The 17745-nt window shown below is 53.6% G+C and carries 13 protein-coding genes and 1 tRNA gene; 5 read left to right on the forward strand and 9 right to left on the reverse strand.

Going from position 1 to position 17745, the window contains the following annotated elements; translation table 11 throughout:
- Positions 1-224 precede the first annotated feature (224 nt).
- Entirely contained in the window at positions 225-695 is a 471-nt protein-coding gene (locus O5O45_RS28780) for a hypothetical protein (protein ID WP_305902732.1), read from the reverse strand.
- 349 nt (positions 696-1044) lie between these two features.
- Between O5O45_RS28780 and O5O45_RS28785 the strand changes: the two genes are divergently transcribed.
- Entirely contained in the window at positions 1045-1944 is a 900-nt protein-coding gene (locus tag O5O45_RS28785) for a LysR family transcriptional regulator (protein ID WP_305902733.1), read from the forward strand.
- Positions 1945-2152: 208 nt separating this feature from the next.
- Entirely contained in the window at positions 2153-4126 is a 1974-nt protein-coding gene (locus tag O5O45_RS28790) for a BCCT family transporter (RefSeq protein WP_305902734.1), read from the forward strand.
- A 26-nt stretch (positions 4127-4152) separates the two neighbouring features.
- Here O5O45_RS28790 and O5O45_RS28795 read toward each other — a convergent pair whose 3' ends face one another.
- From O5O45_RS28795 to O5O45_RS28810, 4 genes are all read right to left on the reverse strand, one after another.
- Positions 4153-5454, reverse strand: coding sequence for an amidohydrolase (locus O5O45_RS28795; protein WP_305902735.1), 1302 nt, complete (start codon positions 5452-5454; stop codon positions 4153-4155).
- 32 nt (positions 5455-5486) lie between these two features.
- A complete protein-coding gene (locus O5O45_RS28800; RefSeq protein WP_305902736.1) occupies positions 5487-6914 on the reverse strand; it encodes an aldehyde dehydrogenase family protein in 1428 nt (475 codons plus the stop codon).
- A gap of 187 nt (positions 6915-7101) precedes the next feature.
- Positions 7102-8376: a M24 family metallopeptidase gene (locus O5O45_RS28805; RefSeq protein WP_305902737.1), complete on the reverse strand. Its 1275-nt coding sequence runs from the start codon at positions 8374-8376 to the stop codon at positions 7102-7104.
- A 293-nt stretch (positions 8377-8669) separates the two neighbouring features.
- Positions 8670-9500 (reverse strand): AraC family transcriptional regulator, encoded by an 831-nt coding sequence (locus O5O45_RS28810; protein WP_305902738.1) that lies wholly within the window; start codon positions 9498-9500, stop codon positions 8670-8672.
- Between the two features lie 165 nt (positions 9501-9665).
- Here O5O45_RS28810 and O5O45_RS28815 point away from each other — a divergent pair, with 165 nt between their 5' ends.
- Entirely contained in the window at positions 9666-10331 is a 666-nt protein-coding gene (locus O5O45_RS28815; protein WP_305902739.1) for a glutathione S-transferase family protein, read from the forward strand.
- A gap of 259 nt (positions 10332-10590) precedes the next feature.
- Here the strand turns inward: O5O45_RS28815 and O5O45_RS28820 are convergent, their stop codons facing one another.
- On the reverse strand, positions 10591-11799 hold the full coding sequence (locus O5O45_RS28820; RefSeq protein WP_305902740.1) for an IS256 family transposase: 1209 nt from the start codon (positions 11797-11799) through the stop codon (positions 10591-10593).
- Positions 11800-12025: 226 nt separating this feature from the next.
- Between O5O45_RS28820 and O5O45_RS28825 the strand changes: the two genes are divergently transcribed.
- Positions 12026-12757, forward strand: coding sequence for an ion transporter (locus O5O45_RS28825; protein WP_305902741.1), 732 nt, complete (start codon positions 12026-12028; stop codon positions 12755-12757).
- Positions 12758-12943: 186 nt separating this feature from the next.
- Entirely contained in the window at positions 12944-13165 is a 222-nt protein-coding gene (locus tag O5O45_RS28830) for a hypothetical protein (RefSeq protein ID WP_305902742.1), read from the forward strand.
- A 459-nt stretch (positions 13166-13624) separates the two neighbouring features.
- On the opposite strand, the gene O5O45_RS28835 is transcribed toward O5O45_RS28830, so the two are convergent.
- The 3 genes from O5O45_RS28835 to dnaG all read right to left on the reverse strand — a co-directional run bounded on the left by O5O45_RS28835 (position 13625) and on the right by dnaG (position 17657).
- Positions 13625-13701, reverse strand: a tRNA-Ile gene (locus tag O5O45_RS28835).
- Positions 13702-13811: 110 nt separating this feature from the next.
- Complete coding sequence (rpoD, locus tag O5O45_RS28840; RefSeq protein ID WP_305902743.1) at positions 13812-15731, reverse strand: RNA polymerase sigma factor RpoD; 1920 nt, start codon at positions 15729-15731, stop codon at positions 13812-13814.
- A 123-nt stretch (positions 15732-15854) separates the two neighbouring features.
- Positions 15855-17657 carry a DNA primase gene (dnaG, locus tag O5O45_RS28845; RefSeq protein ID WP_305902744.1) on the reverse strand — a complete coding sequence of 601 codons (1803 nt, stop codon included), beginning with the start codon at positions 17655-17657 and terminating at the stop codon, positions 15855-15857.
- Positions 17658-17745: the final 88 nt, after the last annotated feature.

A 17745-nucleotide genomic window follows, 5' to 3' on the forward strand; every position in this document is an offset into this window, starting at 1 on the left:
CCTGCGCTCGGCCCCTTCGGCGCTGGCGATCAGCAGCAAGCATCTAACGCCTCCACGGGCGGATAAGCCTGACGCTTGATTCGCTACAGCATTTCCATACACGACTGTGCTGGTTAGTCTAGTCGACCGGAGGGCCTATGGATATTGTCCATCTGGCACTGCGGAAAGTACGGACTCTCCGCGGCGCCTTCGTTGCTAATCGCGGTTATGTAACGACGACGCATCTATTTCATGGAGGGGCGCGAAGCCAGACTGTTGTGAGTAACTTGGGCGGCGGTCAGCAGCAGGATGACTGCGATCGATCCTGTGAGGGCTTGTTTCCACAGGTCCGGCGTTTGCAAGATTTCCGGCAGCAACAGGGCGGGAGTGACGACCACCGCCAACAGAATGCCCACCAGTTTGAGCAGGGTGCGGCTGACGCAGATAGTGCTCAGACGCAGCAAGGAAGCCGCGGCGTTACGCTCACACTCTTGCGGGCTGACTTCGTCGTCCAAGGCGCGCAATGATTCAAACACCCATTCGCGTCCCAGACGATGGCCCAGAAACATCAAAAGGAGGGGACAGATGGCGATCATGAGTCCGCCTTTCACCAGATCGCTGTGCATGACGCGGCTGCCTTCGATCATGATCGAAGCGGATAGAAAAATGGTGGAGCACTGGATGATGAGCAACAGCTTGGCGGGGGAAAGACGCATTGTGTACCGACCCTCTGCAGTGTTGTAGTGATAACTCGTGATGCTAATTAATGCTTCGGTCAATTTCAGTTGTTCTTTCTTAGCGGACGGTAACGGTTTGCAACCTGCGCCGTACATGGTCAACCGGCGCATTGGAGCTATTCGCGGGGAAACCTCCGCTACAAAAACAGGGCGACAGCGGTCAGGAGATGCCGTATCGCCGGCACGTTGGCCGCCGCGCGAGTAAAGTGTTCCTCGGGTTTCTTACCGCCAGTTTAATTTGGTTGCATTCTATCTGTGCGCTTGTTTCGCATAATGGCGGCGCTGCTACATAATCTGTCCATTAATTACGAATAATAGAGGGGAGGATATGGATAGGATCGACGCATTGCAGGTGTTCGCCCGGGTCGCGGAAACCGGCAGTTTTACCCGGGCGGCGGACTTGTGCGAGCTGCCTCGGTCCACTGTCTCTTCCGTAGTGCAGAAGCTGGAGGCCAGCCTTGGCGCGCGCTTGCTGCATCGCACTACCCGTCGTGTCAGCCTGACGCATGATGGCGCAGCCCTGTTGGAGCGCTGCCGTCATTTGCTGACGGAAATTGAAGAAATAGAAAGCATGTTTCGCGAGCCCGGGGCGAGAGTGAGCGGAAAACTGAAAGTGGATGTTCCCAGTCGCTTCGGCTCCCGGGTGATTGCGCCGGCGTTGCCAGACTTCTTTGAGCGCTATCCGGATATTGAGCTGGAACTGGGGGCGACGGATCGCACTATCGATCTGATTCAGGAGGGGGTTGACTGTGTGGTGCGGGTGGGCGATCCCGGCTCCGCCAGTCTGGTGGCCAGACCTCTCGGAAAAATGGAATTGGTGAACTGCGCCAGCCCTGTTTATTTGGCGCGTTATGGCGCGCCGCAGACTCCGGATGATTTGAGCGCGCATCGAGCGGTCAGATTCGCGTCACCCAATACCGGACGCGCTGAACCCTGGGAATATGTGCAGGATGGGGAGCTGCATTATGTGGAAATGCGCAGTTGGGTGACGGTGAACAATGCGGAGACCTATGTAGCCTGCGCCCTGGCGGGAATGGGGCTGCTGCAGGCGCCGGCTTATGACGTGAGGCATCTGCTGGCGTCAGGGGAACTGGTGGAAGTGCTGCCGGACGCCAGAGCGGAAGCCATGCAGATTTATGCGATGTATCCCCACCGGCGGCAACTGTCCCGTCGGGTGCGCGTCTTCATCGATTGGGTGGACGAACGGGTCAAGATGGTCTGCGTCTGAGCATCGGCGCGCCCGATGAGGTATACTAGGCAGGCTAAAGCGCCTGTTTAGGCACGCGTAATTGGTTGTTGAACAACCTGTCTACATGATCGCGGAAGTCGTTGGAGATTACTCTGACGCACTGCGATTGCTAGGTAACTCTAAGGCGCGCCGGATGCGCATCCTGCGACCTTATCGAATCAAATGCACGACGACTTAAGGACACATTATGAATGGGAGCCCGAAAGCGCGTTTAAATCCCCCTGTCTTTTTTACCTCCTCTGGACTGATTGTATTGTTGGTGGCCTTTGCGGCGCTCTTCCCTGAGAAAGCCAGCGAGTTGTTCACTGAGCTGCAGGCGGCCATTGTCGCCAACGCCAGTTGGTTTTACGTGCTGACAGTGGCGATCATTTTGATCACTGTCTGCTTTCTCGGGTTGTCTCGTTATGGCGAGATCAAACTGGGGCCGGATCATTCCACGCCGGATTATTCCTACGTCACTTGGTTCGCCATGTTGTTCTCCGCCGGTATGGGCATTGGCCTGATGTTCTTCGGCGTAGCGGAGCCGGTGATGCACTTCCTGTCACCGCCGGTTGGTGATGGCGGTACCGTGCAGGCGGCTCGCGAGGCCATGAAAATCACCTTTTTCCACTGGGGCCTGCACGCCTGGGCTATCTACGCCATCGTGGCGCTTATCCTGGCGTTTTTCAGCTATCGTCACGGTTTGCCGCTGACGCTGCGTTCCGCTCTGTATCCGTTGATCGGCGAGAAGATATACGGCCCTATCGGCCATGCGGTGGATATTTTCGCTGTCATTGGCACCCTTTTCGGTGTCGCTACCTCCCTGGGGTACGGCGTATTGCAGGTGAACTCCGGCTTGAATCACCTCTTCGACATTCCTGTGGGACTGACGACGCAGGTTATCTTGATCGTCTTCGTGACATTTCTGGCGATACTTTCCGTCACCACAGGCCTTGATAAAGGCATACGCCGCCTGTCCGAACTAAACATGGTGTTGGCGGTGCTTCTGCTGGCCTTTGTGTTGCTGGCGGGCCCGACGGTGTTTCTATTGCAGGCGTTCGTACAGAACCTGGGCTCATACGCATCGGATATCGTACGCAACACCTTTAATTTGTTCGCCTATGAAAAAACCGATTGGATCGGCGGCTGGACCATTCTGTACTGGGGCTGGTGGATGTCCTGGGCGCCTTTCGTGGGCCTGTTCATTGCGCGGGTGTCGCGAGGACGTACGATTCGTGAATTCGCCATGGGCGTGTTGTTTGTTCCCACGGGCTTTACGCTGATGTGGATGACCTTTTTCGGCAACACAGCCATTAACATGATTCTGAGCGATGGCCTGACTTCATTGGGAGATACCGTCTCCAGCGACGTCACCATTGCATTGTTCGCATTCCTGGAACAGTTCCCGTTTTCCGGCCTGCTATCGCTGCTGGCGACGGTGATGGTGATTGTGTTCTTCGTGACCTCTTCTGACTCCGGCTCCATGGTGGTGGATATGCTCTGCTCCAACGGACGTGACGATACGCCTATGTGGCAGCGCGTTTACTGGGCGGGAGGCGAAGGCATTGTCGCCGCCGTATTACTGGCCGCAGGCGGCCTTGGGGCGCTGCAGACCATGACCATCGCCAGCGCGCTGCCGTTCGCCGTCGTATTGCTGATCGCCACCTATGGCCTGATTAAAGCCCTGCGCATCGATGCATTCAAACGCGACAGCCTGCAGCTCAATGTGCAGCCGGCGGCGCCCATGGTGCATGACGAAAACTGGCGCGATCGCTTGTCCAACATTGTCGACTATCCAGACAAAGATAACGTTAGCCGTTTCCTGGGATCCATCGCCAAACCCGCTTGCGAGTCGGTTTGCAAAGAGCTGCGGGAACATGAGCTGGACGCGCATGTGGAAGAGGACCGAGAGCGTCATCGGGTACGACTGACGGTGATGCTGGGCAATGAAGTAGACTTCGTATACGAGGTGCGCAGTCGTTCTCATGTGAAGCCGAATTTCGTCCATCCAGAGGAGTCTGTTGAGGAGGCTCCAGAAGAGGAGCGCTACTACCGCGCCGAAGTGCATTTGCGCGAGGGCGGGCAGGATTATGATGTGATGGGCTGGAGCAAAGTTGCGGTGATCAACGACATCATCGACCAGTACCATAAGCACATGCACTTCCTGCATTTGCTGCGCTAATCAGCGCTTCTGCGCCGACGGCGAGGTTATCCCCCTTCGCCGTCGGCCACCATGCGATAAAACATCTCCACGCCCCAGGGCAATAAGCGCTCGTCAAAGTCGAAAGCGCAACTGTGATGACCGTCTCCTACCGGACATCCCAAAATCAGATGAGTGGCCAGCCCACCCTGATCCCGCACCCGCCGCACCATATAGCCAGCGTCTTCACTGGCGGGAACCAGATAAGGCCGTTGCAGTAATTCCTCCGGCAGTCCCAGGTCGCGGGCGATTTTCTCCGCCTTCGCCGCCAGTTCCGGACTGTTAGGCCACCCCGAAAATTCGGCGAAGGTGGTTTTCTCATACTCCACGCCATTCATCATCGCGGCGCCGCCCAACACTTGCTCCGCCTGCTGCGCCATGTAATCGGCCACATCGCTGTTGGCGCCGCGCACTTCATATCGGAAGCGCACATCGTCAGCGATGACATTATGGGCGTTGGCGGAATGAAAACGTCCGACGTTGATGCGTGATAAACCGCCGCTGTGTCGGGGCAGGGCGTACAGTCCCTGCACCGCCTGACAGGCGGCCAACAAGGCGTTGCGTCCATCCTGCGGCGCGTTGCCGGCGTGACTGGCGCGCCCCCGGTATCGGACGTCGTAGATTTTGGCGCATATCCAGGTGGCGTCGCAGATGATCTGGTAGGCGTCAACGATGCCCAGATGCAAGGTCATGAAGCGTTCGACTTCACGCAACTGCGGCAGGTCCGCAAAGACGACTCCGCCTCCGCCGACTTCCTCCGCGGGCTGGAAAAACAGATGAACGCGCCCGCACCATTGTTCAAGCGTGGCGGCAAGGCGCTGTGCGAGTCCCAGTCCGATGGTGAGATGTCCGTCATGACCACAGGCATGCATGACGCCAGGGTTGTCTGAAGCGAATCCCTGCGCGGCGGGAGGATGCGAGGGATCGCGGCTTTCCTGAATGGGCAGGGCGTCGATATCAAAACGGAATCCCCATACCGGGCCTGGGCGTCCACTGTCCAGCGTGGCGCAAAGGCCGGTGAGATTGCCCGCCATGGCGGCGAGGTGCGGATCGTTTCTGCCCAGGGCGGCTTCTGCGCGGGCGTAAGCCAGACGAGTGATCTCCGCTTCGGGGGGATTGGACGGTCTGCGTTCGCCATACAGCGCCTTGCCGTAAAGTACGTCGAAGCCAAGCTCAGACAGTTCGGCGCATAACCGCGCGCTGGTGCGAAACTCGGTCCAGGACAACTCGGGTTCGCGATGAAAACTCCGTCGTATTGCGTTTAACGTTGACTGCTGCACTGCATTGGGAAAATCGGGAAAGCCGCTCATAGGATCCTCATTGGCGATATGTAAATCGGGCGTCAGCGTAATTTACTGGGGTCCAGGTTAACGGATTTGCGTGCGCTAAACGCCTGCAATCCTTCCGGCGCCAGCGCCAGAGAGCCGTTGCCGGAACTGCGCTGACCAATCCAACCCAGTCGCGCGTCCACGAAATTACAGCGATTGACGAAAACCGTGCCGGTTTCCATGGCGGCGATGTACTGCTCGGCGCGCTGTCGGGACGCCGTGAAGATAGAAGAGGTCAGACCATAGGCGCTATTCAGCGCCTGTTCAATGGCTTCATCATCATTGTTGACCGACATCACCGGTAAAACAGGGCCGAAGGTTTCTTCCTGCAAGACGCGCATGTTCGGCGTCACGTCAGCCAGCAAGGTGGGCCTGAGGAAGTCGACCACGCCGATGCGCTCCGTGGTTCCGCCGCACATCAGGCGGGCGCCGTCCCGCTGCGCCTCCTGCGTCATCGCCAGCAAGTTGTTCAGCGTCGGATCGCCGCCGTGCAGTGGCCCCAGGGTCGTTGGCTCCTCCATGGGGTCGCCGTTTTTCTGTTCTTCCATGATGGCCTGCGCTTTATCCAAAAAGGCGTCGTAGATGCTGGCGTGGGCATAGATACGTTTAACGGCGCAGCAGGACTGTCCCGAATTGTGCAGACGCCCGATCCTCACCGCCCAGAAAGCGGCGTCATCAAGATCCGCGTCTTCGGCGATATATGCGGCGTCGCTACCGCCCAACTCCAGAGAACTGGCGATGAACGGGTCAGCTACATCGTTGAACGCGCGTTTGGCCACGCTGTGTTGAATGGCGCGACCGCCGTTGACTGATCCAGTGAAAACCACATGATTGATGTCGGCTTCTTCTATGATGCGCGCGGAAACATCGAAGTCCACGGTCACATTGATGAGTAGATTCTCTATGCCGGCCATGACGCCGAAGGCGTTTTCGAAATGCGCGCCGACGGACGGCGTCGTGGTGTGCTTGAGTACGACGGCGCTGCCGCTTAACAAAGCGCAGACTGTGCCGTTGATGGCGCAGAACAGGGGATAGTTCCAAGGGGTAATGATATAGACGACGCCCTTGGCGCGGCATTCGATGCGGCCCTCAAAACTGGGATCGTCATACTCGGGGTGACGACTTGGGCGCAGGGCGCCGTCTTTGGCGAAGCGACACAGGTACTCTGCACGTTCAAGCATGAAATCCAGCTCTTCTCCAGCCGCCTTCAGAGGTTTGCCGACTTCCCGGGTGACGCCCTGCGCGATATCCGGGCGATGGTGGCGGAAATAATCCAGTGCTTTCATGACATGCTCGGCGCGCTCCTCGGGCTTCAGTCTGCGCCAGTAATAGGAGGCGTCCTGGGCGTCATTGATGCGCATGTTGACGGATTCGAATGTCTGAGAGGGCTGGGAGAACTCCAGCTCGCGGGTAAAGGGATTGTAGACTTCGATCTGACTCATAGTGAGGCCTCCTGCTGTGTCGGTCGACCGCCGTCTTCGATGACGCGGTGGATAGCTGTGTGGATGAGTTTGAAAGAGAGAGTGCGCTAAGCTCCTGACTTGCTTGGAATTGTAGGTGAAAATCTTTTATGAGACGCCGGGTGCGGCGTCTGTGTTGGCGAACGTTGCGAAGCTATGAGTATCCAGGCTAACGATACAATACTTCCCGGTTTACCGTGGTTAAAAACTCGCAGCCAGTGGCGGTGACCTCCACTGTATCGGATAAAAAGGCGTCGCCAATGCCGGAATTAAGCAGCCAGCTCATCAAGTGAAACGTCATCCCTTCGCGTAACTGCAAATCTGAATTGCGACGCAGTCCCACGGGGACGCCACTGCCGGACCAACTGGGCGGATAGCCGATACCGATGGAATAGCCGCAATGATGACGGGAATAATGAGCCAGATTATTGCGGTCCAGCACCGCCTGCCATGTCTCGTATACATCGCCCGCTCTTACGCCAGGTTTGATGGCGTCGGCGGCGGCAAGCATGGCCTCCCTGCATATCGTATTGACCCGCTGCGCTTCCGAGGGCGCTTCGCCAATAAAGACAAAACGACCGATAGGCGCGTGGTAGCGGCGCACGCAGCCCGCCATTTCCAGAAACAACAGGTCGCCCCGCTCCAGCGCCATGTCCTCCCAGGTGCCGTGTTCGTGAGCGAGGGTGCGGGTTGATCGCACCAAAGGCACGAAACCGGGGTAGGTGCCGCCGCGCCGGAACATGGCGTCATAAATAGCCGCCATGATTTCCCGAGCGTTCACCCCGGGGCCCGCGGCGGCGATGGCGGAGAGCATCATGGAGTCGGAGATGGCGGCGGCTTCCCGCGTCAGCTCCAGCTCCGCAGGGGACTGAACGATGCGAACGTCGTCCACCAAGTTGTCCAGTTGGCGCCATTCCGCGTCTGGGACGCCATTCATGATCCCTTCGGCGACGGAGTAGGGCAAAAACGTACTGTTCATGTCGATGCCAATCACGCCTTGCCCCAAGCCAGCGTCATGTAAGGCTTTTACCGTTTCGCGCGCAGCAGCGGTAGGCGTGAGGCTGGGGCGTTTGCGAGTGGCGTCGCGGGTAGGGGCTCCCATGGTCATCGACCAGGCGTCTTCGGAAATGGCGACATCGTCCTCGCCAGGAAGCGGCTCGCTGCCGTCGCTGTAACCGATATGCAGGACATCCGGCGCCTGATCCCGCACTGTGGCTTTTTCCATGGCGCGGGTGATGAGGATCGGCTGACCGCTGGAAGGTAAAATCAGTAGTTGGCTGGCGAAGTAACCTTGATGGTCCAGGCCGGTGAGGTAGTAAATATTTTCAGGACTGGCGATCAGACAGGCGTCCAGCCCCCGCGACGACATGCCCGCTCTCACTTGAGTGCGGCGACGCTGGTACTCGGCGTCCTTGAAATAGCGACCGCTGACGTTATCCATCATGGCTCCACCTCCAATTTCTATGACCCAGGTTCGCGCCTGCCCGACTGTTCCTCCGGCATACCCCTTACCCCCACTGTAGAAGCCAATGGGTAAGAATTCAATTTACGATCTGAGAGCTGCAGACGATTGGCCTGGATCCAATCTGCTATTTGATGGAGTTTCGTAGGAAAGTTTGATGAAGCATAAAAAGCTGAGCATAACGTCCCTGATTTGTTTCACTCTGAGCGCCTGTGGCGGAGGAAGTGACGCGACAGGCGACGCTTCCAGACTGGCGCTTACAGCAAAAATACCGATCAGGTGCTTCTCGGTCTTGGCTCTTCTCGGATGACCATGGGCGAAAAGCCGAATCGCTTCTTGAACCTTACTGAGAATCGCGAAGCAGATTCATACCCAACTTGATACGCAATACTGGAAACTGACGCGTTAGTTGACTGTAACAATGACAAAGCCAGTGACATTCGAACATCCACAAGAATCTCGCTGAAGGTTTGTCCCTCTTTGGCGAGCTTGCGCCGAAACGTCGCCTCACTCATGGCCAGCAATCCGGCAATGTCTTGCGAAGTCCACTTCCTGTCCGGCTCCGCGCCGATAAGCAGACGCACTTTTCGCTGAACATCCGCACGCTCATCAGATCTGAATACATATCCTGTGTTCGCCAACCAGTGTAGAAGCTCGCATGCACGATGTACCGCGATGAGCTCTGGGATTACCTTCGGTTCTCTGATGGCTTGGAGGCCGCGTTCGAAGGCGAGGATGAACTCTCTTCCCAGCCCTTGCATGGAAACGATGCCTTGCACTCTTTTGTGCTTAGGAAAATCAGGCTCTATTTTGCGAATGAGCGACCGAGCGCAAACAATCCAGTCGGCCTCAAACTGACCGCCATCTGTTTCATTCTCGACATCACAGGCGGCGCCTGCCGCGATGGCGACGGCGTCGCCTGGAAGCAGCTCTACGCGTCGGTCACCTGTGAGCAAAGTCTTTTTCCCGCGTCTCACCAAGATAAGCGTTGGGTGATCGGTGACGAATTTGCCTATGAATAAATCATTTCGCGTCAGGATGGACGCCGTGGTTCCAACGCCTTCTCTGGAGATCACTGTCCGTTTGATAGAAGTCTCTGAGTTCATTTGTCGCTACAGGATGGGGCTTTATACGTCTGGGCCCACGCTTTAAGACGTATTGATCGCTTGAGCACAGTTTATGAACGGTTCGGCGCAGGTCGCGTAAATACTCTTATGTATCATTGGATTAGGTTTATCTCAATAGACAGAAAGGGAAATAAAGGAATCACTATGCTGACCGTTCACCACTTAGGCCGATCCCAGTCGGAGAGAATCGTCTGGCTTTGCGAGGAACTTGGCATCGACTACGAACTGAGATGCTATAAGCGCCGGATGGATAACAAAATGGCTCCGCCGGAATATATAAGTCTACATCCTCTTGGCGCAGCGCCGGTCATTACTGACGGTGACCTTGTGCTTGGCGAGTCCGGGGCCATCATAGAATATCTGGTGGAGATGCACGGCAGTGGTTGCATGACGATTAAGCCAGGAATGCCCGGCTACACTGACTATCTTTACTGGCTCCACTTCGCCAATGGGACGTTTCAGGCGCAGATACTAAGAATGCTATCGCTTGAGCGCGTCGACGCCTCGGACAACAACGCCCCTCTGACAATGGCGAAAGAGCGTTTTCAGTTGATGCTATCCATGATGGAAAAGAAACTCGGCGAGTCAGACTATCTTGCCGGAGACACGCTGACCGCAGCAGATATCATGATCATCTTCTCGCTCACCACGATGAGACTGTTTAAACCCTACGACCTGTCGCAATGCCCGAATATCTTGGCCTACCTGCAACGCATCGGCGAACGACCTGCATACCGGCGAGCCATGCAAAAAGCAGAGCCTGGCTTAACTCCGGTACTGGGCGCCGAATCGCCAATAATTGTGCATTAAGTGGTAGTAGTTTGGCCTGGGAGATGTCGCAGCGATACTCCAAAGCAAACATTTGTATATGCTTTACCTTTTTCAACTACTGCTCATAGCGGCCTGAGTATGTAGTCGGCAAATTAGTTTGCAGCGCTAGATGGTCTCTGTCACCAATGAGGCAGACAAGGCAGACAAGGCAGACAAGGCAGACAAGGCAGACAAGGCAGACAATGTATGGTTTGGTCGACATAGACCCTGTAAATAATTCTGTGTATCTGCCTGGTTATTAAAGATACTCTGTTAAGCGATCTTCGAACTCGATCATAAATCGGTTCAGCGCTGACTTCCAATTCCTGATCGGCATCGTCCATTTCTTCGACGCAGCCATGATCGCCAGATACACCACCTTTCTCGCGGAATCATCCGTGGGGAACAGCTTCCGTTTCTTGATCACTTTCCTAATGACGCTGTTAAGGGACTCAATGGCATTGGTCGTGTAGATGGCCCTGCGAATGTCTTCCGGGTAGCGGAACAGAGTGTTGAGGTTCTCCCAGTGAAGCCGCCAGGATCGGCTGATCTGGGGATATTTCTCATCCCATCGTTCGGCAAACCTGTCCAGCTCTGAGAGGGCTTCCTCCTCGGTGGCCGATTGGTAGATTCGCTTCAGATCTGTCGTCACCGGCTTATAGTCTTTCCACGGCACATACTTCACCGCATTGCGCACCATGTGCACGATACAGAGCTGTATCCGGGTTTGGGGATACACGGTATTGATCGCTTCGGGGAAACCCTTCAGACCATCCACACAGGCGATCAGAATGTCCTTCACGCCCCGGTTCTGTAACTCGGTCAGCACATTAAGCCAGAACTTCGCCCCTTCGGTTTCAGAGATCCACATCCCTAACAGTTCTTTGTGACCTTCCAGATCCACTCCCAAGGCAAGATAGATCGCCTTGTTGATCACCTGCTTGTCCTGGCGGATCTTCACCACAATACAGTCCAGGTATACGATGGGATAAACCGCATCCAGAGGACGAGACTGCCATTCCACCACCTGCTCAATCACGGCATCCGTCACTTTGGAGATTAAGGTGGGAGAAACATCCGCACCATACATTTCCTTGAAGGTAGCCACGATCTCTCGGGTGCTCATGCCTTTGGCGTAGAGGCTGAGAATCTTGTCATCCATGGTGGTGAAACGGGTCTGCTGCTTCTTGACCAGTAGAGGCTCAAAGCTGCCCTGACGATCTCTGGGAGTATTAACTTCAAACTGACCGTCCTCGGTACGGAGGGTCTTGCTGGAATAGCCGTTACGGCTATTGTCTGAATTTGAAGATTGATGTTTCTCGTACCCCAGATGCACATCCAGCTCTGCATTGAGCGCGGCTTCCACGGTCGCCTTGGTGAGCATCTGACGGAACTCGTTGAGATCCTTTTCTGTTTTCAGAGATTTGGCTGCCTCACGGGCAAATGCTTCTAATTCTTTCTGGTTCATTGTCTACCTATCCTTAACCCCGCTATAGGGTACTAGTGATAGGCAGATACACAAATTAAATTACAGTCTCTCGACATACATTATACTCGCACTGCGATGCGGGTCTGCCTTACGTCAATCTGGCCTTGCACCACACATATTCACCAAATGCCTTAAAGTGCGAAACCTTAACAATTTGAATTTGATGCCCAACATGAGGATACAGGAGTGCCTAATATTGGTCCCTATGCGTAAAGCTGCCCGTGCTGCTAGAGCCAGACTGGAACCTATTGTGCTTGGCAGCAAAACTCTTACAGGCCGCCTTTTTGATTATGCTGTACAAGCATTAATAGTGGTTTCACTGATCTGCTTCTCGATTGAAACACTCCCGAATATTTCTACTAAAACTAAGGAATGGCTAAGATTAATTGAGATTTTCTCGGTAGCTTTGTTCACTTTTGAATATATTCTCCGGGCCTGGGTAACTCAGCCGACCAGAAAGTATATTTTCTCCTTCTTTGGAATTATCGATTTTCTGGCTATAGCCCCATTTTATTTAACTATGGGGCTCGACTTGAGGGTTATAAGAGCTTTTAGGCTATTGCGTCTTGTGCGCGTTCTAAAATTGGCGAGATACAGCCAAGCCGCTAAAAGATTTCATTATGCATTCTTAATAGCAAAAGAAGAGTTGATACTATTTTCCTCGCTCACTCTAATCTTGATTTATCTAGCCGGAGTTGGGATTTATTACTTTGAAAACCCTGTTCAACCCGAAGCCTTCCAGTCGATATTTCATAGTTTGTGGTGGGCTGTAGCCACACTAACCACGGTGGGATATGGAGATATCTATCCGCTCACAGCAGGCGGAAAGATATTTACATTTTTTGTTCTGACAATCGGCTTAGGTATCGTGGCGATTCCAGCCGGAATCATTGCTTCAGCGCTGGGGAAGGCGAGAGAAATGGAGAGCAAAGACTGAGAGATAATTGGGCGGAGTTAAAATTTTTAATGCCCGCTCTTGGCCAGAAGAGGCCTGGCATTACTGGATGTTGTCTAAAAAGGTGGAGCTTTCTCACAATTGATACGCCTGCTGGTTTTCACGGCTGTACGGTTCCGAACCGGCGTATGTGCCGGGCATTCGTTTAGCAATAATAGGATTAAATGTATGTCATTCGAGCAAGGTATTTTAAAGGCATTAGAAGAGCAATTTAAAGATGGCGAAATCGAAGTTCTAACTCGACGTAATGAAGATGGGACTATTGATTCAGGCATTAAACTGATTCATAAACAAAGTGGAATTGAAATGGTTAATGATACCCAAACATCACAGATCAAAAATAAAGCATTCGCGCTGGTGAAATTATTAGGACAGCTAAAACAATCTTGAAGACGGGACTAGATTACAATAAGGGGTAGAATTGCGTTGTTTAAGCTGACACTGTCCATCTAGAACGTTTTTGTGAGCTACTTGGCGGCATAGTGCATTACTGCGCAGGAAGTCCTCGAGCAAGCTACTTCCAGTAGTACCTAATCCACACTCTTGCACGTAGGATGACTATCCAGCTATAGCCCGCTGTTTTCTACGCTTACTCGCTAACCTGTTTGGGACTTTATACGTGGACCTGTTAAGCACAGAGCGCTGTTAGGTAGACACTGAAAGTCGCTAAGATTAGAAAGGGAAGGGGGGCTTTGGAGAAGGTTCACTGAGGGCAGCACTAAAAAGCTGGCGTTTAGGAAAACTTTCAATTTGGCCCTGGCAGCTAGTCACAATGACAATAGCAGGACGAAATATAGCCTATATTTTGAAAAATGTTTTTTCGTATTTCGTTATTAATCAAGGAAAAGTTGGTGGGCCCACCAGGACTTGAACCTGGGACCAACGGATTATGAGTCCGCTGCTCTAACCAACTGAGCTATAGGCCCTTATAGTGTTTCTGATTTCTCAGAAGTCCCGAATTTAGTGGTCCGGGGAAGAGAGGGCGCCAATTATACCTTTCAGATATAGTTGGCGCCAGTATTTTGCTAGCTTTCGATCAATCGTCGATGAAACTGCGCAGATGGTCTGAGCGGCTGGGGTGTCTCAGTTTGCGAAGGGCTTTGGCTTCGATCTGACGGATACGCTCACGGGTGACGTCGAACTGTTTGCCGACCTCTTCCAGAGTGTGGTCCGTATTCATCTCGATACCGAAACGCATACGCAGTACTTTGGCTTCTCTTGCGGTCAAACCTGCCAGTACGCGACGGGTAGACTCTTTCAGGCCTTCAGTGGTCGCTGAATCAATCGGAGACTCTGCGTGAGAATCTTCGATGAAATCGCCCAAATGCGAATCTTCGTCGTCACCGATTGGCGTCTCCATGGAGATGGGCTCTTTGGCGATTTTCAGGACCTTACGCACTTTGTCTTCCGGCATGTCCATCTTCTTCGCCAGTTCTTCAGGCGTCGCTTCGCGGCCCATTTCCTGCAGCATATGGCGGGAAATGCGGTTCAGCTTGTTGATGGTTTCAATCATGTGCACCGGAATACGGATAGTGCGGGCCTGGTCGGCGATAGAGCGCGTGATCGCCTGACGAATCCACCAGGTCGCATACGTGGAGAACTTGTATCCGCGGCGGTATTCGAACTTGTCTACTGCTTTCATCAAACCAATGTTGCCTTCCTGAATCAGGTCCAGGAACTGCAAACCACGGTTGGTGTACTTTTTGGCGATAGAGATAACCAGACGTAAGTTGGCTTCGACCATTTCCTTCTTGGCGCGACGCGCTTTCGCTTCGCCAATGGAGATCCGGCGATGGATTTCCTTGATATCCGCAACCGGCAGATCAACTTCATTCTGAATGTTGATGATGCGACGTTGCAGACGAGTGATTTCTTCTTCTTTGGTTTGCGCCGCTTTAGCCCAATCCTCGCTTCTTGCAGCCAGACCCTTAACCCATTCAAGGTTGGTTTCATTGCCGGGGAACATCTTGATGAAGTTCTTGCGCGGCATTTTGCAGTCGCGGGTGCAGATACTCAGGATTTCGCGCTCGTACTTGCGGACGCTATCGTTAGTAATACGGATCGTATTGATAATTTCGTCGAACTGCTTTTGCGCCAGCTTGAAAGGCGCAAAAATACGACTGACCTCGTCAAAGCATTCCTGTGCTTCACGACTGGCGCGGCCATGCTTGTCAATGGCTGCGTTCAGCGTGTTGAAGGCTTCGCGCAATTCAGCAAAACGGCCGCGGGCAATTTCAGGGTCGGGGCCACTGTCGTTGTCGTCGTCGCTATCGCTGTTGTCTTCGCCATCACTTTCTTCGTCCTCGTCATCGTCGAGGTCTTTGTTTTTGGCTTTCGCGTCGTCTTTGCCTGAGCTTTCTTCAGTTTCCTCATCCTCCTCATCTTCGTCGATGTCGTCGGACTCTGGTGCTTCGTTAGCTTCGGGAATGACGCCGTCTTCTACGGGATCAAGGAACCCCGTGATAACGTCGCTGACGCGTCCGCCATCTTCGCCCTGTGTGGCGTCAAAAGCGGCAAGAATGTTGGAAACCGTGCCAGGATAGTAAACCAGCGTGGCCATTACATCGCGCAAACCTTCTTCGATGCGCTTGGCGATCTGGATCTCACCCTCACGAGTCAGCAGCTCAACCGTACCCATTTCACGCATGTACATACGCACCGGGTCAGTAGTGCGACCTACATCGTTTTCGACGGAGGCAAGCGCCGCCGCAGCTTCCGCTGCTACAGACTCATCAGTGGAATCACCATCGGTGATCAACAAGGTATCCGCATCTGGAGCTTCTTCGCAGACCATGATACCCATGTCGTTAATCATGCGTATAATGTCTTCCACCTGATCCGGATCTGCTATATCCTCTGGCAGATGGTCGTTAACTTCTGCGTATGTTAGGTAACCTTGTTCTTTGCCGCGGGCGATGAGTTCTTTCAATCGAGATTTTCGGGAATTGCCTGACATAGTCACCCTACGAATTCGGTGGCTTAATGGGAGAAAAACAAACAGCTATTATAGCCTGTATACTGTTTGCGCGCTAGAAACCCTATGTGGAGACGACTTAAAAATTTTCAAGTCCACACAAGATTAAGATTTCGGTGTGGCGATCATCGCCATTTTTTCGCTCGACATTGTTCTGAATTTTTCGTGTAACTCCTTGTTTTTAGGGTCTCTTGATAAATCCTGGTGAATTTTGTCAAAAGATCGGTCGAAATATTTTCTTTTGAGCACCAACAAACTTTCCTGGGCTCCCGCCTCAATTTCCTCCGCACCGAAAATATGCTCCAAGGAATTGAACAGGTTTTTGAAGCGTCTTTGTTGGTGTGGATCGACCGCTAACCGGTAAAGTAGGTCTTCCGCTGTCTCGATATTTTCTTTAAGCAGCCACTCCAGAAAGTAAGTCAGCGCTCTTTCATCGTCCTGAGTAATCTCATAATTCAGGGTGTTTGAGATTTCCTTCGCCCAGGATGGATTGACGTATAAGCCAAGGCAGGCGCGGGCGGCAATGCGATTAGGCACAGGGATGGGCTCTTCACGAGGCTCGTCCCGGTTCTGAAATGAAAATCCTTTTTTGCCTTTCCAATCGCCTTTCTTCCACTCGCCGCCATTTTTGCCTTGGCGGTCGCCCCAGCGAGGAGAGCGCGTCAGCTCATTCAGGCGCTGATAAAGAGCATCTTTCAGAACTGGCGCATTGATGACTTTTAATGCTGCGCGAGCCTGAGTGGATAGTATGCCTTTGTTTTCCGCAATGGACAGGTCCAAGCCTCGACTCATAGCCTGGAAAAAAAATTCTGACAGGGGAGTTGAGTTATTAACACGTTCGCGGAATGCGTCCGCGCCTTCGTTTCTGACAAATGTGTCAGGGTCCTCGCCCTTTGGGAGAATCAGGAAGCTGACCTTGTAGCCGTCCTGGAACATGGGTAGCAAGTTATTAAGCGCTTTATCGGCAGCCGCCAAGCCGGCTTTGTCGCCATCGAAGCAGAAGACAATATCCTGGCTGGTGTTCAGCAGGTGACTTAAATTGTCCTCGTTGGTGGCGGTCCCCATGGCGGCGACGGCATTAACTACGCCAAATTGGGCCAGAGAGATGACGTCAAGGTAGCCTTCAACCACGATCAGCTGCTCAAGCTTGCGAGACTGCTTGCGCGCTTCCCATAATCCATATAACACGTTGCTTTTGTGGAATATGGGAGATTCGGGGCTGTTGATGTATTTACTGCGGTCATTGCCAAGCGTGCGACCGCCGAAGGCGATGGTTCTGCCCCGGGTATCCCGGATGGGAAACATAAGGCGGTTTTGGAACATATCGAAGCGATCTTGTTCCTTCTCTATCACCAGGCGCAGTGTGCTGAGCGCCTTGATTAGATTGCGGTCGCTAGAGCCGCTAAGAAATTGACGCTGCGCTGGCGCGAAGCCTATGCCATATAAATCCGCCATTTCGGGAGAGATACCCCGGCGCTTCAGGTACTCCTGAGCGATTCCGCGTAGCGGATGGTTTCCCAGCGCCTGACGAAATGCCGCATCCGCATGTGAGGAGGCGTCATACAAGGATTTGTTTTGGCTGACCTTTTGCTCGGCTGCTCTATCGCGAGGCACTTCCACGCCACAACGTTTCGCCAACTGCTCAACCGCTTCATTAAAGGAAAGGTGTTCTGTTTCCTTGATGAAGTTGATAGCGTCGCCGTGAGCGCCACAGCCATAGCAGTGGTAATGCGCAGGATGATTTTCGTTGTATACGTGAAAGGAGGGAGACTTTTCGTCATGAAAAGGGCAGCGACCTTGGTAGGTTGCGCCAGATTTCTTGAGATTTACCCGTTCCGCAATGAGGCTTGCGAGGTCAACCCGAGAGAGTAAGTCGTCGACAAATGCTTGAGGGATCAGACCGGCCATGACTTTAACCTATTGAATAAGAAAGTCTAGTTGCAGGGAGGCGCCTGCAACCACTCTGACCTGGCGAACTCCTGAAACAGGTCGCCGT

It is taken from the genome of Hahella sp. HNIBRBA332 (assembly GCF_030719035.1).
In the GTDB taxonomy this organism is placed as follows: Bacteria; Pseudomonadota; Gammaproteobacteria; order Pseudomonadales; family Oleiphilaceae; genus Hahella.